This window comes from Cobetia sp. PS-4MA, from assembly GCF_057670765.1.
On the sequence record NZ_CM173107.1, the window covers coordinates 2,758,119 to 2,776,823 of the forward strand.

Genomic DNA, 18,705 nt, shown 5'->3' on the forward strand with positions numbered 1-18,705 from the left:
GCATGTCCTGCACTTTCACCATTACTGCAATCTTTCGCTAATACACTGAGTCTATGTCAGGGCATGGGGCAGGTACCAAGGCTATTTTCTCGCCCCATCAACGCTTGCGATGTCTCGACGCTTTTCCTGAGCCAATGCGGCATGCGACTCCCGGCCATCCAGGATGTCCTGATGGCCTCAAAGTGTCCTGGTGGGCATCAAAGTGTCCTGCTGGCCTCAAAGTGTCCTGGTGGGCATCAAAGTGTCCTGGTGGCCTCAAAGCGTCCTGGTGGCATCAACACCGCGGGAAGAGTAGGATAGGCGCCCGTTTCGCCCGGACCGGATCCCGGGCGCCGAATCCATCGGTCAAAGAAATTCTCCGTCATGACTCTCAACGTCCCGAATTCCGCTGTATCCGCTCCTGCCTCCTCTGCAGAGCGCCCCCGCGCCGTCGTCATCTACTCCGGTGGCATGGACTCCTACACCGTCCTGCACCAGGCGCTGAAGGAGGGCTTCGAGGTACACGCCCTCTCCTTCCATTACGGCCAGCGCCACTCGCGTGAGCTCGACGTCGCACGTCAGGTCTGCGAGACCCTGGGCGTCGCCCACGAAGTCGTCGACATTCGCGCCATCCATGGCCTGATCGACAACTCCGCGCTGACCAACAGTGACCAGGCGATGCCCAAGGCCGACTACGACGAGGACTCCATGACCTCGACCGTGGTGCCCAATCGCAACATGATCCTGCTGTCCCTGGCGATCGCCAAGGCCGTCAATATCGAGGCTGGCGTGTGCTTCTATGGTGCCCACGGCGGGGATCACGTGCTCTACCCGGATTGCCGTCCGGAATTCGTCGAGAAGATGAATGCCGTCGCCGCGATCGCCAATTTCTCGCCGGTGGAGATTCGCGCGCCCTTCCTGCACGCCAGCAAGGACGAGATTCTGGCCGCCGGCATCGCCATGCAGCTCGACTACGCCCAGACCTGGACCTGCTATGAAGGCCGTGAACTGGCCTGTGGGGAATGCGGCAGCTGCCGCGAGCGCCTCGCTGCCTTCGCCGCCCATGGGCTGAGCGATCCGCTCGGGTATGACACGGCCGATTCGGCCAAGGGCGCAGGCACTCTCTGATGTATACGGTAAAGGAAGCGTTCTACACCCTGCAGGGCGAAGGTGCTCGCGCAGGGCGCGCCAGCGTGTTCTGCCGCTTTGCGGGCTGCAATCTGTGGAGTGGTCGTGAGCAGGATCGCGACACCTCGGTCTGTCGCTTCTGCGACACCGATTTCGTCGGCACCAATGGCCAGAATGGCGGCAAGTTCCGCACGGCAAGCGAGCTGGCGGACTTCCTGGCCAGCCTGTGGCCGGAACACTCCGGCATCGCCACGCCCTATGTGGTCTTCACCGGCGGTGAGCCACTGTTGCAGCTCGACCGCGAACTGGTGGACGCGATGCACGCCCGCGGCTTCGAGATCGCGGTGGAGACCAACGGCACCGTCGCGCCGCCCGCCGGCATCGACTGGCTATGCGTCAGCCCCAAGGGTGCCAGCGAGCTGGTCCTCACCGGCGGCGATGAGCTCAAGCTCGTCTACCCGCAGCCGGAGGCGCTGCCGGAGCGCTTCGTCAGCCTGGACTTCGCGCACTTCTATCTGCAGCCACTGGATACCGCCGCCCTGGATGCCCTGCCCGCGCCAGCCGCCGCTCGCGAGCATTATCGCGAGGTACTGGCGACGGATACGCCGATGAACCAGTGCGTCAGTTACTGCATGGCCAATCCCCAGTGGCAGCTATCGCTGCAGACTCACAAGATCAGTGGTATCGATTGATGACGGCAATGACTTCCAAGACCCTGTTCGTCAGGGCCCTCACCGCGGTGGATGCCTCGGTGTGGAGCAATACTCGCGGCCTGCATGGCATCAGTCAGCATCTGGACCTGGAGCTGGACGGCGCCGTCGGCCATGACGGCATGCTGTTCGACTTCGGCGACGTCAAGCCGTGGGCCAAGCGCATGATCGACCAGGACGCCGATCACACCTTGATCGTGCCCAGTCAGGCCGACGGCGTGAGCGTCACGGACTGCCCGGAAGGACTGTGTCTGCGCTTCACCCAGCCCTATGCCATGGAAGTGCGCGGCCCGCGTCAGGCCTTCTGCCTGCTGCCGGTGGCCGAGGTCACCACCGTGGTGCTGGCCAACCACTTCGAGAAGCTGCTGACGCGCCGCCTGCCGCCGCGCGTCGAGGCGCTGCGCGTGCGCCTGCGCGATGAGTGCATCGAGGGTGCCGCCTACACCTACAGTCATGGCCTGCGTCATCACAGCGGCAACTGTCAGCGTATCGCACATGGTCACCGCTCTCCGCTGGTCATCGAACGCAATGGCGTGCGGGACACGGCACTGGAAGCCGAGTGGGCCGAGAAGCTCAATGACCGCTACCTGGCCGAAGAAGGCGATCTGATCGACCGTCCCGGCCGTGAGCTGGTGTTCAGCTATGAGGCACCGCAGGGCAGATTCCGCATTCGCCTGCCGCGCAAGCAGGTCTGGTTGCTGCCGACACCGACCACCATCGAGTGGATCGCCGACTGGCTGGCGCGCCAGATCGCTCTCGACAGCGGTGACAGCATTCGCGTCGAAGCCTATGAAGGGATCAACAAGGGCGCCATCGCGCGGCACACGCCAGAGACCGCCCGCCAGCCGCTGGTGCTGCCTGAGCATGAGGAAATGCCCGCCACATCATGACGCAGACCGCCCACCACTTCGCGGCCACTCCCGCATCCGGCTGCCGCGCCGGCTGCGGGGGGTGCTGCATCGCGCCTTCCATCTCGAGCCCGATTCCCGGCATGCCCAATGGCAAGCCGGCAGGCGTGCGCTGCGTGCAATTGGATGACGAGAATCTGTGCAAGCTGTTCGGAACGCCACAACGACCGGCCGTGTGTGGCAACTTCGACTTCGATATCGAGCTGTGTGGCAATTCAAGCGAAGAGGCCCTGCGCCTGATCGGCGAGTGGGAGCGCCTGACGTGAGAGACGCCCCCTGAGGGATAGATCTCAGCTCACTCGCCGAAGAAATTGAAGGGCCTGGCGGCACCCTCGCTGCGACAGGCCAGCAAGGCGGCATTCAGCTGACGGGAATCCGCCAGCGGCAACGCAGTCGCCATCCCCTCCTGCCCCTGCTGCTCCAGCGGCGCGATCAACTCGAGTCGTGAGTCCTCGCGCCAGCTGGAAGGCGCAAGTTCGGCTCGTCCCTTGGCACGGTTATAGCTGCGCCAGCCTTCCGTCGTGTGAAAGATGCCCTTCACCCGCCAGTCGCGCGGCAGTCCATCCAGCCACCGGGTCAGCTGATCAAGATCGAACACCTCGCCCGCCACGATTCGCCATCCCAGACTGGCATGCTCAAGCCCTTCGGCCTGCTCGATCACCGGTGCGCCGGGCAATGGCATCACGCCTGAGGCTGACGTCTTTTCACTGGTGGAAGTCTCCTGCGCCAGACGCGCCCTATCCCGCGCAGCGCGATGGGCAGCCGGCATGCTGATCTCGGGCTGGTTCTCACGATCTTCGCTGATGTGATGGGCGTCGCTGGCGTGCAAGCCGCCCTGGCGATGGGATTCACGCCCTGCTGGCAGCAGCCAATCGATCAGCGCGACCTCCTGACCGTCCATGCGTGCCTGGGCCGGCTGACTTTCGCCGTCGGCTCTGCCCAGCTCACCCACCCAGCGCTTGCGCGGCCACATCCCTTCCAGAAACTCATGCGCGGCCGCCAGCTGCTCATCAGTCGCCAGATCCCGCTTGCTGAGCACCACGCCCCCCCGCCAGCGTCAGCTGGTCCTGGAAGGTGCCGTGTTCACGCGTGCGGGTATCGTCCAGTGCACACGGGTCCAGCAGGGTGATGACCTCCTCGAGCTCAAGCGCGGAGGCCAGCCCTTCACTGCGCAGTACATCGATCAACCCTGCGGGATGTCCCAGCCCCGAGGGCTCGATGATCAGACGATCAGGACGGGTCTGATGGATCAGGCTGACCAGTCCCGCCTGCAGCACGAAGGCCAGCTGACAGCACAGGCACCCGCCGGGCAGCCCCTTGACACTGACATCCTCGCGTCCGGCAAACAGGGCCTGATCGATCCCCACCTGCCCGAATTCATTGACCAGGATCGCCCAATGCTCATCCGCCGGCTTGGCCGCGACCAGTGCCTGGATGAAGCTGCTCTTGCCGGTTCCCAGAAAGCCGGTGATCAGATGCACCGGTATCCGCGTGTGACGTGCTAAATCCGTCGAGGCGTCGCCGGTATCGGCGCCGCGTGAAGCCAGAGACATGCTGAATTCTCCGCAGGATGAAGGCGTGCAAAAGGTTATAGAGTAACAAAATAAACCCGGCGACGACGTCTCGTGAAGCGAATCCTGCCTTGCAACATGACGCAATCCGGCAATCGGCAAGCCGCCGCCAAGGGGACATACGCAAAACCCCTCGCCACCAGAGGTGACGAGGGGTTTCAGGCTTGCCTTGCGCCCTGACTGACGTGCGTGATCAGGCAGCGCGGGTCAGGATACGACGCGCCACGTCCGGCGTGATGTCACCGTGCTCGCCGATGGCAGTGAAGCCATGACGTGCCAGGTTGTCGACCAGCTGGTCGATGCTGTCGGCACCGATGCCGGCTTCGCTCAACGATACCGGCGCGCCCATGCGGGTGAAGAATTCACGCGTCTTGTCGATGGCAGCGCGGGCGACGCTTTCGTCATCACCGTCCAGTCCCCAGACACGACGACCATACTGCGCCAGCTTGGCACGCTTGGCCTCGAACATTTCTTCCCACAGTGCCGGCATCACGATGGTCAGGGTGCGGCCATGATCGACACCGTGCAGTGCTGTGATCTCGTGACCGATCATGTGCGTGGCCCAGTCCTGCGGCACGCCACGACCGATCAGCCCGTTGAGGCCCAGGTTGGCGGCCCACATGATGTTGGCACGCACGGCCAGGTCATCCGGCTGGCTCAGTACCTTGGGGCCTTCCTCGATCAAGGTCAGCAACAGACCCTCGGAGAAGCGATCCTGGACCGGCGCGTTGACCGGGTAGGTCAAATACTGCTCGCTGACGTGCACGAAGGCATCGACGACACCGTTGACGCTCTGGCGCTCCGGCAGGGTCAGGGTGGTGGCCGGGTCCAGCACCGCGAAGCGCGGGTAGGCCAGTTCGCTGAACATCGGCAGCTTGTCGTGGGTCTCGTAATTGGTGACCACGGCATTGCCGTTGGACTCGGAGCCAGTGGCCGGCAGGGTCAGCACCACGCCCAGCGGCAATGCCGTCTCGGGATGCTTGCCTTCGGCGAGAATCTCCCACGGATCACCGGCGTGACAGGCGGCCAGCGCGAGGAACTTGCTGCCATCGGCGACGCTGCCTCCCCCGACTGCCAGCAGATAATCGACCTTCTCGCGCTTGATGACCTCCAGCGCTTCCAGCAGGGTGTGATAGCTCGGATTCGGCTCGATGCCGCCGAAGCTCCACCACTGATGGCCCTCCAGTGCCGCTTCCACCTGATCCATCACGCCGTTCTTCTTGATGGAGCCACCCCCATAGGTGACCAGCACGCGGGCATCGGCGGGAATCTCGTCACGCACCTTGGCGATCTGGCCGGCACCGAAGTGCACGCGGGTCGGGTTCTGATAGGTAAAGTCCTGCATGATGCTCTCCTCGCAGAGTCAGGGGCGGCACGGCGGCAATGCAGAACGCCGCCATGATCAGGCGCCACCTGACACAGGGTGTCGCGTGAGGGCCTGGTGACACGAAAACGAAATGAAGACGTCACCACCCCACGAATGTTGCGCACATTCTAGAGCAGCATCTACGACGAAAGTAGAGCACAGTGCGCACGTCTTTGGTTCGTGTGAATCACCAATCGCATCGCGACGTGACAGCTTCTCACCAAAGCGAATGGCACTCACCCACGCGAATGGCTTTCACCAACGCGAAAGGCTCGCCGTGGCGAGCCTTTCGTGAATGCCTGAGCACCGCGCGTACGCGAGGCGTCAGGTGTTCGGGGCTTCAGTGCTGCCGTCTCAGGTTACAGACGTACCAGCATCTTGCCCTTGTTGGCGCCTGTGAACAGCTTGAGGAAGGCGTCCGGCGTCTGTTCCAGTCCCTCTTCCACCGTCTCTTCGTAGTCGATATCGCCCTTGGCGACCTGCGGCCCCACTTCCTCGAGGAAGCGGCTGTAGTTGTCCCAGTGGTCAAAGACGATGAAGCCCTGCATGCGCGCCCGGCGAATCAGGATCATCGAGATATTGGAGGGGCCCGCCGCCACCTCGGTATCGTTGTAGCTGGAGATCATGCCGCAGACGGCGATGCGTGCACCGACGTTCAGGTTGTTGAGCGCCGCCACCAGGCAGTCACCACCGACGTTCTCGTAGTAGACATCGAAACCGTCCGGGCAGGCCTCCTTGAGCGCTTTCGTCAGCTGCTCAGCATCCTTGCCCTTGTAGCTGACCGCCTTGACGCCGCGCGCCTCCAGCCAATCCAGTTTCTCCTGGCTGCCGGCGATGCCGACGACAGTCCCGCCCTTGGCCTTGGCCAGCTGCACGGCGAGCGAGCCGACCGCACCGGAGGCCGCGCTGACCAGCACGTTGTCGCCCTCTTTCATCTCGGCGATGATGTTCAGACCGGTCCAGGCAGTCATGCCCGGCATGCCCAGCACGCCCAGGTAGGCCTGCTCCGGCACGTCGATGCTCGGCAGCGGCTCGACCTGGTCGCCAGACAGCTGTGCGATATCACGCCAGCCGCCCATGTGACGCACCTTGTCGCCGGTCTTGAAGCGAGAGTCGCGTGACTCGATCACCTCACCGACTGCCGCACCCTGCAGCGGCTCATTGAGCTCGAAGGGGTCAATATAGGTCTTGGCGCCACTCATGCGGCCACGCATGTAGGGATCGACGGACAACCAGCGGTTGCGAATGCGCACTTCCCCTTCGCCAAGCTCGCCCAGCGCCTCTTCACGCAAGGTGAACAGGTCGCGTTCCGGAGTGCCTTTCGGATAGTCGGTGATCGTGTAATAGCGTGTCTGCATGAAATGCTCCTTGCGAATGATCTGGTCAAACGTCACGTGATCAGAATCGTCATCAGGCATGTGGCCCGAGGCCTTGACCGTGTGACGACAGGTCGCCGCAATCGTTCCCCGGCGACGAAGTCCCACCAGATTACTCGCGCTCCCGATATCACACCAATGACAGAAACTGAATTCCGGTATGCATGAGACTGATATCATGCGTGGTTGAAAATACGCACCTTCATCCCCGTCCGGGGCCTCTTCACCACCGGAAACTTCCCGCCATGCATCTGGCTGAACTCGCTCGCCATGACCTCAACACGCTGGTCGCGCTGCATGCGCTGCTGGAAACGCGCAGCGTGTCTCGGGCCGCGGAGCGCCTCAACCTGAGTCAACCTGCCGTTTCACGTACCCTGGCTCGGCTGCGCGAGGCCTTTGACGATCCCCTGTTCGTTCGTGCGCAACGCGGCCTGCGCCCCACGGCACGTGCCGAGGCGCTCAGACAGCCTCTCGCGCGCCTGCTCCAGGAGCTGGGCGCACTGCTGGCACCCCCCGAATTCTCGCCAGCCGACAGCCAACGCCGCTTCCAGCTGGCCACCACCGACTATGGCATGCACGCCTTCGTGGCACCGCAGATAGCGCCGCTGCATGACCAGGCGCCCGGCATCCGCCTGGACATCCAGGCCTATGGGGGCAATGTCGAACAACAGCTGGAGGAAGGGGGGCCGGAGCTTGCGATGTGCGTGCCCACCGCCAAGGTGCCGGCCGGCGTGCATGGGCGCGAGATCGGGGATGACCAGTTCGTCTGCGTGATGCGCAAGGACCACCCGCTGGCAGCGAAGGAGACATTGAGTCTGGAGGACTTCGTCGCCGCCAGCCATCAATTGATCAGCATGGGCGGTGATGAGCGTGGTGCGGTGGATCTCAAGCTGGCGGAGCTGGGCTTGAGTCGGCAGGTCGTCATGCGCCAGCCCCACTTCCTGGCCGCCTTCAGTGTCACCTGCCATAGCGATCTGCTGCTATGCGTTCCGGGCTGCCTGGCCATCAGCATGCTGGATCAGCTACCGCTGGTGCTGCGCCCGCTGCCCATCGCCATCAACCGCTTCGCCTACTGGCTGGTGTGGCACGAACGCCTGCATCATGACGCCGGGCATCGCTGGCTGCGTCAATCTCTCTCGACAGGCATTCAAGCCCGCCACCGCGAACTCTCCCATCGGCTGCGTCAGCGCCTCACGCCGTGACACTGTCGTGACTGCGGGGATGTGAGCAGGATTGACTCGACACTGAACCAAAAAAAGACCGCCACCCCATGGGGTGGCGGTCTCTGGTGGCAGAGGTCAGGACGTGATTCTCAAGGGAGGCAATGCCTCGAGTGAGACGTGACGGTACTCACGTCCGTTGCTCCTTGCTCACTTGCGCTCGATATCGGCACTCTCGCGCAAGGATTCCTGCAGCCCCTCGACGGCTGACTGGGCCTGCAGGCGCATCGCCAGACGCGACAGGAACTGGTCCATGTCACCCGGCTCGGCCTCCCCTATATCGGTCAACGCGATCAGGGCGATGCCGCCCTTGAGGGCTGCCTTGCCATACACCGGCTGGTCTGCCTCGGGATGCGGCAGCGCGAAGGCCTGCTTGACCAGATTCTCAGGCAGCTGGGAATCTCCCTGACGGCTGACGTCGTCTGCGTCGCGCCAGTCGATCCCTTCCAGAGACTTGCCTTCACGCAGCGCCTCGATGCGCGTCTGTGCCAATGCCTCAAGCGCCTTGGCGGTCTTGTCCGCCTTGGCTTCACGCTGCACCTGCTGCTTGACCTCGTCGAGGGCCAGCGTCGTGGCCGGACGCTGCTCGAGCACGCGCAGCACCAGACGGCGACTGTCGTCGAGTTCGATCACATCGCTGTTGTAGCCTTCCTTGAGCACTTCGTCATCGAAGGCAGCCGCCATCACACCCGGCTCGGACAGCAGTTCGTCGTCATTGTCCTGTGCCACCCAGTCGGTCTTCTCCAGCGGAAGATCCAGATCCTCGGCAACGCTGGCCAGATCATCCGCCGCGAAGCTTTCATCCTTGAGCTGCTGCGCCTTCTCATTGAAGGTGTCACGCGAGGCTGACTTGCGCGCCTGGGTGAGCAGTTCATCACGCATTTCGTCGAACGGCGCGATATCGAGCCCGGTCACCTTGATCAGGTGCAGGCTGTCGCCGGTATCGACGATGTCCGAGACCTGCCCTTCATCCAGCGCGAAGGCGGCGTCATCGAAGTCTTCGCCGAAGATACCGCGGGTGATCACGCCCAGCTCACCGCCATCCTCGGCCGTGGAGCTGTCTTCGGAGACCTCGGCCGCCACCTTGGCGAAGTCTTCGCCGTTGGCGAGTGCGTCACGTGCACCTTCGAGCTTGGCACGTGCAGCCGCCACATCATCGCCCTTCTCGACCATGATGTGCGCGATCTCGCGCGGTGCATCGGCACGCTTGGCGGCATATTCGGCCTTGAGCGTGTCTTCACTGATCTCGCCACCGTCGGCCAGCTCATTCTGATCCAGCAGCACATAGGCCAGCTTGACCTGGGCCGGACGCCGATAGTTGTCCTGATGGTTGTCATACCAGGCGGTCAGCTCATCCTCGCTCAGGGTGACCGGCGACTCGAGGTCGGCCTGACTCAGGGTGGCGTAACGGAAACTGCGCGTCTGGCGCTGAAGCTGGCTGAGCTTCTCTTCTTCGCCCGGCAGCACGAAGGCACTGGCGGCAAAGCCATCGGTCAGCTGCTGACGCAGGGTGTCGCTGCGCAACTGCTCGCGGAAGGACGTCGGCGAGTAGCCGGCGCTGGCCAGACGATTGCGGAAGACGTCGGCGTCGAAGCGGCCCTGGTCATCCTGGAATTCCGGGAAGCTGACGATCAGTTGATCTAGCTGTTGTTCTGAGAGGTGCAATCCACCCTCTTCGGCGTACTGGTCCAGCAGACGGGAATCGATCATCTGGGTGATGATCTGATTGCGTGCCTCACGCTCCTGTTCGGGAGCGACCTGTCCGGAACGGATGGCACGTTGCACTTCGGTCTCAACTGACTGACGGCTGATCTTGTCGCCATTGACGCTGGCGATCTCGTCACTGCTGCCAGTGAAGGCACCAATGATCGACTCAACGCCGAAGAAGGCAAAGGTGACGACGATAAAGCCAACGATCGTCTTGGCCACCCAGCCATGCGACCGGTCTCGAATTCGTTGCAGCATGCGGGCCTCGAGCTACAGGGAAGGAAATGGCCTCTAGGGCCGCGAATCAGTGACTGTTGATTATACGCATGACGCCGACAGATGCAGGTGCCTTTGGTAGCGGCAGAAGCAGGGTCACCGCAGATTGCCCATGATATCAGTCACAAAAAAAGCGCATCGCCAGGCGATGCGCTTCGATTTCCTGGTGCCGACCTGACAGACAACGACGTCCTGACAGGGCGGCACCACGTCACCGGGTACCTGCAAGAGCAGGCAGACCTCAGTTGACGGCGTCTTTCAGTGCTTTGCCAGCCTTGAAGCTCGGCACCTTGGCAGCACTGATTTCGATCGGATCGCCAGTCTGCGGGTTACGGCCAGTACGAGCAGCGCGCTCCTTGACAGTAAAGGTGCCGAACCCGACCAGTGCCACGGTCTCACCTTTCTTCAGGCTATCAGTGACGGTGTCGACCATCGCATCGAGTGCACGGCTAGCTGCTGCTTTCGGAATATCGGCAGATGCAGCAATGGCTTCGATCAGCTCGGATTTATTCACTCTTCACCCCTTGAATTTGCAAAAAAATTACCAGAAATCAGCGCGAAAATTACGGGTGCTAAACGCGATCGCGACGAAGCGGAGTTTATAGCAACGCCCTCAAACGACTGTCAAGCAACCTCACGCGCAAAACCGCACCACGCCGCCGTTTCGACAACGGCATGGCCAGAAATATCCATCAATGTGTACTGATGACTGACTGACGACCACTGGCATCGTCCTGTCGAGATTCATCTGGCTCACTTGAAGACTTTTCCGCCAGAGCCACCTCAAGAACTTCATCGATCCAACGCACGGGGCGAATGTCCAATGCATCCTTGATGGTGTCCGGGACCTCCTTGAGATCACGGCGATTCTCTTCGGGAATCAATACGAGCTTTATACCACCGCGTCGCGCTGCCAGCAATTTCTCCTTGAGGCCGCCGATCGGCATGACTTCGCCGCGCAGGTTGACCTCACCGGTCATCGCCACATCACAGCGCACGGGGCGCCCACAGTAAGCGGACACCATCGCGGTGACCATGGCAGCCCCCGCACTGGGGCCGTCCTTCGGCGTGGCACCTTCCGGCACGTGAATGTGCAGGTCTTCCTTCTCGAAGCGTTCAGCCTCGATACCGAAGGACTCGGCGCGTGCGCGCACGACGGTATGCGCTGCACTGACCGACTCCTTCATCACGTCGCCCAGCGAGCCCGTCTTGCTGACACGGCCCTTGCCGGGCGTGACCACCGACTCGATGGTCAGCAGCTCACCGCCGACGGACGTCCAGGCCAGACCCGTCACGCGCCCGATCTGGTCCTCGGCATCCGCGAGACCGAAGCTGTACTTGCGGACACCCGCGTAATGCTCGACCTGCTCGGCCTCGAGGTGCATGGAAGACAGCGCACCTTCCTTGGCCTCGGCGACCACGCGCTCGCGCACGATCTTGCGGCAGACCTTGGCGATCTGGCGTTCCAGCTCACGCACACCGGCTTCACGCGAATAGTAACGAATCAGCTCGAGCACGGAGGCTTCACTGAAGGTCAGCTCGCCCGGCTTCAGGCCATTGGCCTTGAGCTGCTTGGGGGCCAGGTAGCGCATCGCGATGGCCAGCTTCTCGTCTTCGGTGTACCCCGGCAGACGGATGATCTCCATGCGATCACGCAGCGGCCCCGGAATGTTCATCGAGTTCGAGGTACAGATGAACAGGGTCTCGGACAGATCGTAATCAAGCTCGAGGTAGTGATCGGCGAACTTGTCGTTCTGCTCCGGGTCCAGCACCTCAAGCAGCGCCGAGGCCGGATCACCACGGTGATCCATGCCCAGCTTGTCGATCTCGTCGAGCAGCACCAGCGGATTCTTGACGCCGGTCTTGGTCATGCGCTGGATGATCTTGCCCGGCAAGGCGCCGATGTAGGTGCGACGGTGGCCACGGATCTCGGATTCATCCCGCACGCCACCCAGCGCCATGCGAGTGTACTGACGATTGGTGGCGCGAGCGATGGACTTGCCCAGCGACGTCTTGCCGACACCCGGCGGTCCTACCAGACACAGCACCGGCCCCTTGAGCTTCTTGACGCGCTTCTGCACGGCGAGATATTCGAGGATGCGTTCCTTGACCTCGTCGAGACCGTAGTGGTCCTCATCGAGCACCCTGGCGGCGTGATCAATGTCGTGACGCACGCGGGTGCGCTTCTTCCACGGCACGTCGCACAGCCAGTCCAGGTAAGTCCGCACCACGGTCGCCTCGGCGGACGTCGGGCCCATCATCTTGAGCTTGTTGAGCTCCTGATTGGCCTTTTCCTCGGCGTCCTTGGGCATGCCGGCGTCCTTGATGCGACGCTCATACTGCTCGACCTCATTGGGCACGTCATCCAGCTCACCCATTTCCTTCTGGATGGCCTTCATCTGCTCGTTGAGATAGTACTCGCGCTGCGACTTCTCCATCTGCTCCTTGACGCGGGTACGAATGCGCTTCTCGACCTGCAGCAGGTCGATCTCGGCTTCAATCAGCGTCATCAGGTGCTCGATGCGGTCGCGCACCTTGTCCATCTCGAGCAGCGCCTGCTTGTCATCGATGCCCAGTGACAGGTGGGCACTGATGGTATCCACCAGGCGACTCGGGTCCTCGATGCCCTGCAGGCTGCCCAGCACTTCATTGGGCACCTTCTTGGACAGCTTGACGTACTGCTCGAACTGGTTGAGCAGAACGCGTACCAGGGTCTCCTGCTCGCGCTCGGACAGCGGCTGGCTGTCACGCAGCACGACATCGGCGATGCTGTGACCGTCGTCATGCAGACGAATCGCCTGGATATCGGCGCGTGAGCTGCCCTCGATGAGCACCTTGACGGTGCCATCGGGAAGCTTGAGCAACTGCATGATGTCGGCGACGGTCCCGATCGCGAAGAGATCCTCGGCAGTCGGGTCGTCCTGGCTGGCTTCACGCTGTGCCGCAAGCAGGATCTTCTTGTCGCCTTCCATGGCCACTTCGAGGGCCTGGATCGACTTTTCCCGGCCGACGAACAGCGGAATCACCATCTGGGGATAGACCACCACATCCCGCAGCGGCAGCAGCGGAAGTGTCAGGGTCTGATCATCGTTCTGCTCCATGGCAGACGTTCCTCGGTATTCTGTGGGTGGGCCGCCTCACACGGCTCTCTGATACAGAGACCATGGGGGCAAGGTCATGATTTTGCAATGATCCTGAGACGCATGGGCGGTAACTCAACGCTGAATGAAGCCGCACGCGAGTCATGAGGAACATTGCCAGAGAGGCGAGTGACGAAGGCAAACGCAACGGGGGGCCTTGCGGCCCCCCGTTGGTGCGACTCAGGCCTGGACGCTTCAGCCGTCCTTGCCGGCCACCTTGCCCTGACTCTTCTCTTCGCTCTGGGAGTAGATCAGCAGCGGCTTGCTGTCGCCGGCAATCACTGACTCATCCACTACCACCTTGCTGACATTCTCTTCCGAGGGAATGTCATACATGGTATCGAGCAGCACGCCCTCGAGAATCGAGCGCAGACCACGTGCGCCGGTACGACGCTCGATGGCCTTGCGAGCCACGGCACGCAGTGCGTCTTCACGCAGGTCCAGCTCGACATCTTCCATCTCGAACAGGCGCGAGTACTGCTTGACCAGCGAGTTCTTCGGCTCGGTCAGGATCTGTACCAGCGCGTCCTCGTCCAGCTCGGTCAATGTCGCGATGACCGGCAGACGCCCGACGAACTCGGGGATGAGACCGAACTTGACCAGATCACTCGGCTCGACATCCGCCAGTACGCGACCAACCGTCTTCTCGTCCTGCTTGCTCTTGACCTCGGCATTGAAGCCGATGCCACCCTTCTCGGCGCGCTCACGGATCACCTTGTCCAGACCGGCGAATGCACCGCCGACGATGAACAGGATGTTGGCCGTGTTGACCTGCAGGAACTCCTGCTGAGGATGCTTGCGCCCGCCCTGCGGCGGCACCGAGGCAGTGGTGCCCTCGATCAGCTTCAGCAGTGCCTGCTGCACACCTTCACCCGAGACATCACGGGTGATGGAAGGGTTGTCAGACTTGCGGGAGATCTTGTCGATCTCATCGATGTAGACAATGCCGCGTTCGGCCTTCTCGACATCGTAATCGCACTTCTGCAACAGCTTCTGGATGATGTTCTCGACATCCTCACCGACGTAACCCGCTTCGGTCAGGGTGGTCGCATCCGCGATGGTGAAGGGAACGTTCAACAGGCGTGCCAGCGTCTCGGCCAGCAGCGTCTTGCCGCTACCGGTCGGGCCGATGAGCAGAATGTTGGACTTGCCCAGCTCCACTTCGTCCGCTGCCTTCTGACCGGCACGCAGACGCTTGTAGTGGTTGTACACCGCGACGGACAACACGCGCTTGGCGCGGTCCTGACCGATCACGTAGTCGTCGAGAGTCGAGCGAATCTCACGCGGCGCCGGCAGGCGATCATCATCACCTTCGGCGTCGGCTTCGAGGACCTCTTCGCGAATGATGTCATTGCACAGATCGACACATTCGTCGCAGATGTAGACGGAAGGTCCCGCGATCAGCTTGCGCACTTCATTCTGATTCTTGCCACAGAAGGAGCAGTACAGCAGTTTGCCGTTCTCGTCCTTGCCTTTGCCGTCAGCCATTCGCGTACCTCTCAATGGCGGTGACTCCCCGGGGAGTCACCGGAAATGCATGTTTACCGACGTCAGGTCAGCCGTGTGCGTGGATCATTCCACGTCCGGACGGCGTTCCAGCACGGCGTCGATCAGGCCGTACTCCATCGCCTGATTGGCGGCCATGAAGTTGTCACGGTCCGTATCGTTGGCGATGGTGTCGAAGTCCTGACCCGTATGGTGCGCGAGAATGCGATTCAGCTTCTCGCGAATGGTCAGGATTTCCTTGGTGTGGATCTCGATGTCCGTTGCCTGGCCCTGGTAGCCACCCAGCGGCTGGTGAATCATCACACGAGAATTGGGCAGCGCGTAACGCTTGTCAGCGGCACCGCCTGCCAGCAACAGTGCCCCCATGCTGGCCGCCTGGCCGATGCATACGGTGGACACGTCGGGCTTGATGAACTGCATGGTGTCGTAGATCGCCATCCCTGCAGTCACGGAGCCACCCGGCGAGTTGATGTACAGATGGATGTCCTTGTCCGGGTTTTCAGACTCGAGGAACAACAGCTGAGCCACGACCAGATTGGCCATGTAATCCTCAACCGGGCCCACAAGGAAGATCACCCGTTCCTTCAGCAGGCGGGAATAGATGTCATAGGCCCGTTCGCCGCGAGCATTCTGCTCGACAACCATCGGAACCAGACCGCCTGCATTCTTGATGTCGAAGTCGTTCATGGGGGCTTCCTTCATCCGATGACATTGATATCCATTGAGCATGCCACTTTACCCTGCCCACTGACCAGAGACCCGGCCGTAGCCGGGTCCTGGAATCACATGCAGAAAGTCAGCACGCTAGGTCAGCAGACAGGTATCAGGCCTGCTCTTCTGCTTCTGCCGCTTCTTCTTCGGCTTCTTCCTGCTGCTGTGCTGCCTGCAGGGCTTCCTGGTAGGACATGGTAACGTCCTTAACCTGAGCCTGTGTCAGCAGCTTGTCAACGGCCTTCTCTTCGAGCAGGACGGACTTGAGCTGGTTGCGGGCCTGTTCGTTGGAACCATAGTACTCGGTGACCTGAGCCGGATCCTGATACTGCTGGGCCATTTCTTCAACGCGAGCGTTGAGCTCTTCGTCGCTGACGTCCATCTCGTTGCTGCTGACGACTTCGCTGAGCAGCAGGCCAGTCTTGACGCGCTGTACGGCCTGGTCCTGGAACAGCTCACCCGGCAGCTGGGAGACGTCGAAGTCTTCGCCCAGACCGAACTGCTGTGCTGCCTGACGCTTCAGGCCGTCGATTTCCTGATCCGCCAGTGCCTGCGGAACGAGGATGTCATTGGCCTTGGTCAGCTCAGCCAGCACCTGCTGCTTGACGCGATTCTCGATCGCGTTCTTCAGCTCGCGCTGCATGTTCTTCTTCACTTCCACCTTGAAGCTTTCGACATCGGCAGCTTCCAGGCCGAACTGGGCGATGAACTCTTCGTTCACTTCCGGCAGTTCCTGAGCCTTGACGGCGTGGACCTTGACCTTGAAGGTCGCTTCCTGACCGGCGAGGTGCTCGGCCTGGTAGTCAGCCGGGAAGGAAACCTTGATTTCCTTGTCGTCGCCAGCAGAAGCACCGACCAGCTGCTCTTCGAAGCCCGGGATGAAGCTGTTGGAACCCAGCACCAGCTCGTGGCCTTCAGCGCTGCCGCCTTCGAAGGCTTCTTCACCGAGGAAGCCTTCGAAATCGATCTTGACCTGGTCGCCGTCAGCGGCAGCGCGCTCGACGTCGGTCCAGGAGGCATTCTGCTTGCGCAGGGTCTCGATCATCTCTTCGACGTCGGCGTCGGTCACTTCGGCCTGCGGACGCTCGATTTCAGCGCCTTCGATCGGCTTCAGTTCGATTTCCGGGTAGATTTCCAGAGTCGCGACGAACTCCAGATCCTTGCCGGCTTCATCGACGGTGGCATCGATCTTCGGCCAGCCAGCCGGGTTCAGTTCGTTTTCGGTGACGGCGGTCACGTAATGCTGGCGCATGATCTCGCCAACGATCTCGTTGCGCACGTCCTTGCCGTAACGCTGTTGCACCACTGCCATCGGCACGTGGCCCTTGCGGAAGCCGTTCAGACGAACGGTCTTGGCGGTTTCCAGAAGACGGGCGTTGACGGCCTGGTCGACTTCAGAAGCCGGCACCGTGATGGTGACCTTGCGCTCGATCGGAGAAGTCGTTGCGACAGAAGCTTGCATGAAAGTTCCTCTACCCACTGGTGGCGTTCGAATCATAAAGGCGAAGATTGTAGAAACCCCGCCACGCGCTGGCAAGCGCGGATATGACCTGCCATATGGTGCCTTGGTCCAAGATATTCAAGGAGCCAGGCCTTTTTCTGCTCCGTCCTCCCGCCTGACAGGCGCATGGAGCGCCCGTCAACCCGGTCAGATCGCAGACGAAGCAGTGCGAAAAAACACGAAAAAAGGGGGAGAAAGCCATTGGCCTTCTCCCCCTTTTGCGGCATGCCGCCCGCCCAAGCGGGACAGGCAGCATCCTGATATTCATCGAGACGTGGGGTGGATGATGGGGTTCGAACCCACGACCACCGGAGTCACAATCCGGGGCTCTACCACTGAGCTACACCCACCACTTCTGGAGATTGGACAGAAAGCCTGCCGTCTCCATCTCGTTGATACTGCTCAAGCTGACATGCAATGGGGTGGATGATGGGGTTCGAACCCACGACCACCGGAGTCACAATCCGGGGCTCTACCACTGAGCTACACCCACCACTGCAAGAACACCTTCACATCGTCTGGTCGCCATCATCAGGCTCAATGAAGAGCAATCCGATTCCCATCATGACAACAATCGTTATCGTGATGGCACGCCCAGCAGGACTCGAACCTGCAACCTACGGCTTAGAAGGCCGTTGCTCTATCCGGTTGAGCTATAGGCGCAGAAACTGATGCTGCGAGTCAACCTCCGGACAAAGCCTTGAATGCGTGTCTCGAAAGACCGAAGTCTTGCGAGGTGCTGCATTCAAATGGTCGGGATAGAGGGATTCGAACCCCCGACATCCTGCTCCCAAAGCAGGCGCGCTACCAGACTGCGCTATATCCCGAAACCGTCTTCAACCGACCGTCGAACCCCGTCGATGCGAGGCGTATTCTACCGAACTTTCGTCTGCGGTCAAGCCCTTACGTGAATTCTTTCCAAAAGAATCGTTTCCCTTCCTGCTGTCACGCCACTGTCATGTCAGCATCCAGTGATACACGCGGGGTGCGCTACCACCGCCATACGGGCACCTCACTCTCGCCCCTACCCTGGCACCGGGCGAGATCAGTGACGACTCACTTCCACTGAGCGGCATCCGTGGCCCGACCATCGGGTCTGAGCTTCTCCTTCTCCTTCTCCTTCTCCTTCTCCTTCTCCTTCTCCTTCTCCTTCTCCTTCTCCTTCTCCTTCTCCTTCTCCTTCTCCTTCTCCTTCTCCTTCTCCTTCTCCTTCTCCTTCTCCTTCTCCTTCTCCTTCTCCTTCTCCTTCTCCTCGAAGCTGATCACGTCGATCGCCCTTTCTACCTCTACCTCTTTCTTTTTCTCTTTCTATTTCTCTTCTTCGATCAGGCATCTCGCGAACGCCTCGTCTGACGGATCCCTGGAAAACTGACAGAAAGGTCTGACAGAGAGAACTGGCTGAGAGAACTGGCTGAGAGAACCGACAGCTGTGGTCTCACGACGTCGAGTTCCAGACTCGTGGGCAATCAGCACCGCTGCCTGCCCACGAGACGCCTCCAAAAGAGGCGATACTTGCACCTGCTTTCGACCAAGGTCGTCATTCGGCGTTGACTGCCAGACAGGGCATGCGAAAATTGTCCCCGGTTTCTCCCCTCCTGCATTTTTG

16 protein-coding genes and 4 tRNA genes are annotated in these 18,705 nt (G+C 61.3%); 5 read left to right on the top strand and 15 right to left on the bottom strand.

The features are described from left to right. The first annotated feature begins 363 nt into the window (after nucleotides 1–363). From queC to AC26AR_RS11740, 4 genes are read left to right on the top strand one after another with little or no spacing between them, the layout of a single operon-like run. Nucleotides 364–1,107, top strand: coding sequence for a 7-cyano-7-deazaguanine synthase QueC (gene queC / locus AC26AR_RS11725; protein ID WP_488107083.1), 744 nt, complete (start codon nucleotides 364–366; stop codon nucleotides 1,105–1,107). Beyond that, complete coding sequence (gene queE, locus AC26AR_RS11730) at nucleotides 1,107–1,799, top strand: 7-carboxy-7-deazaguanine synthase (RefSeq protein WP_289864350.1); 693 nt, start codon at nucleotides 1,107–1,109, stop codon at nucleotides 1,797–1,799. The genes queC and queE overlap by 1 nt, the downstream gene beginning before the upstream one ends. Before the next feature lie 8 nt (nucleotides 1,800–1,807). Next, nucleotides 1,808–2,707, top strand: coding sequence for a 6-carboxytetrahydropterin synthase (locus AC26AR_RS11735; RefSeq protein WP_271302234.1), 900 nt, complete (start codon nucleotides 1,808–1,810; stop codon nucleotides 2,705–2,707). Then, a complete protein-coding gene (locus tag AC26AR_RS11740; protein WP_084208108.1) occupies nucleotides 2,704–2,991 on the top strand; it encodes a YkgJ family cysteine cluster protein in 288 nt (95 codons plus the stop codon). Before AC26AR_RS11735 ends, AC26AR_RS11740 begins: the two co-directional genes overlap by 4 nt. A 29-nt stretch (nucleotides 2,992–3,020) precedes the next feature. On the opposite strand, the gene AC26AR_RS11745 is transcribed toward AC26AR_RS11740, so the two are convergent. The 4 genes from AC26AR_RS11745 to AC26AR_RS11760 form a co-directional block, all read right to left on the bottom strand. Then, nucleotides 3,021–3,767 (bottom strand): CobW family GTP-binding protein, encoded by a 747-nt coding sequence (locus AC26AR_RS11745; protein WP_488107084.1) that lies wholly within the window; start codon nucleotides 3,765–3,767, stop codon nucleotides 3,021–3,023. Beyond that, on the bottom strand, nucleotides 3,736–4,278 hold the full coding sequence (locus AC26AR_RS11750) for a CobW family GTP-binding protein (RefSeq protein WP_488107085.1): 543 nt from the start codon (nucleotides 4,276–4,278) through the stop codon (nucleotides 3,736–3,738). Before AC26AR_RS11750 ends, AC26AR_RS11745 begins: the two co-directional genes overlap by 32 nt. A gap of 211 nt (nucleotides 4,279–4,489) precedes the next feature. Then, nucleotides 4,490–5,641 carry an iron-containing alcohol dehydrogenase gene (locus AC26AR_RS11755; RefSeq protein ID WP_084208106.1) on the bottom strand — a complete coding sequence of 384 codons (1,152 nt, stop codon included), beginning with the start codon at nucleotides 5,639–5,641 and terminating at the stop codon, nucleotides 4,490–4,492. A 380-nt stretch (nucleotides 5,642–6,021) separates the two neighbouring features. Beyond that, nucleotides 6,022–7,020 (bottom strand): NADP-dependent oxidoreductase, encoded by a 999-nt coding sequence (locus AC26AR_RS11760; protein ID WP_488107086.1) that lies wholly within the window; start codon nucleotides 7,018–7,020, stop codon nucleotides 6,022–6,024. A 263-nt stretch (nucleotides 7,021–7,283) separates the two neighbouring features. Here AC26AR_RS11760 and AC26AR_RS11765 point away from each other — a divergent pair, with 263 nt between their 5' ends. Further along, on the top strand, nucleotides 7,284–8,240 hold the full coding sequence (locus AC26AR_RS11765) for a LysR family transcriptional regulator (protein ID WP_488107087.1): 957 nt from the start codon (nucleotides 7,284–7,286) through the stop codon (nucleotides 8,238–8,240). Between the two features lie 168 nt (nucleotides 8,241–8,408). On the opposite strand, the gene AC26AR_RS11770 is transcribed toward AC26AR_RS11765, so the two are convergent. The 11 genes from AC26AR_RS11770 to AC26AR_RS11820 form a co-directional block, all read right to left on the bottom strand. Next, the gene (locus tag AC26AR_RS11770; RefSeq protein WP_488107088.1) at nucleotides 8,409–10,223 is read right to left on the bottom strand and encodes a SurA N-terminal domain-containing protein; all 1,815 of its coding nucleotides are present in this window, start codon (nucleotides 10,221–10,223) and stop codon (nucleotides 8,409–8,411) included. Between the two features lie 259 nt (nucleotides 10,224–10,482). Then, complete coding sequence (locus AC26AR_RS11775; RefSeq protein ID WP_065392603.1) at nucleotides 10,483–10,755, bottom strand: HU family DNA-binding protein; 273 nt, start codon at nucleotides 10,753–10,755, stop codon at nucleotides 10,483–10,485. A 178-nt stretch (nucleotides 10,756–10,933) separates the two neighbouring features. Next, nucleotides 10,934–13,342 (bottom strand): endopeptidase La, encoded by a 2,409-nt coding sequence (gene lon / locus AC26AR_RS11780; protein WP_084208104.1) that lies wholly within the window; start codon nucleotides 13,340–13,342, stop codon nucleotides 10,934–10,936. 234 nt (nucleotides 13,343–13,576) lie between these two features. Then, a complete protein-coding gene (clpX, locus tag AC26AR_RS11785; protein WP_077374762.1) occupies nucleotides 13,577–14,869 on the bottom strand; it encodes an ATP-dependent Clp protease ATP-binding subunit ClpX in 1,293 nt (430 codons plus the stop codon). An 84-nt stretch (nucleotides 14,870–14,953) separates the two neighbouring features. Next, nucleotides 14,954–15,574 carry an ATP-dependent Clp endopeptidase proteolytic subunit ClpP gene (clpP, locus tag AC26AR_RS11790; protein ID WP_065392597.1) on the bottom strand — a complete coding sequence of 207 codons (621 nt, stop codon included), beginning with the start codon at nucleotides 15,572–15,574 and terminating at the stop codon, nucleotides 14,954–14,956. A 136-nt stretch (nucleotides 15,575–15,710) separates the two neighbouring features. Further along, the gene (gene tig / locus AC26AR_RS11795) at nucleotides 15,711–17,060 is read right to left on the bottom strand and encodes a trigger factor (RefSeq protein WP_077374765.1); all 1,350 of its coding nucleotides are present in this window, start codon (nucleotides 17,058–17,060) and stop codon (nucleotides 15,711–15,713) included. Between the two features lie 314 nt (nucleotides 17,061–17,374). Then, nucleotides 17,375–17,449 (bottom strand) — tRNA-His (locus tag AC26AR_RS11800). Nucleotides 17,450–17,517: 68 nt separating this feature from the next. After that, nucleotides 17,518–17,592 (bottom strand) — tRNA-His (locus AC26AR_RS11805). A 93-nt stretch (nucleotides 17,593–17,685) separates the two neighbouring features. Beyond that, nucleotides 17,686–17,762 (bottom strand) — tRNA-Arg (locus AC26AR_RS11810). A gap of 87 nt (nucleotides 17,763–17,849) precedes the next feature. Then, nucleotides 17,850–17,926, bottom strand: a tRNA-Pro gene (locus tag AC26AR_RS11815). Between the two features lie 229 nt (nucleotides 17,927–18,155). Then, nucleotides 18,156–18,365, bottom strand: coding sequence for a hypothetical protein (locus tag AC26AR_RS11820; RefSeq protein ID WP_488107089.1), 210 nt, complete (start codon nucleotides 18,363–18,365; stop codon nucleotides 18,156–18,158). Nucleotides 18,366–18,705: the final 340 nt, after the last annotated feature.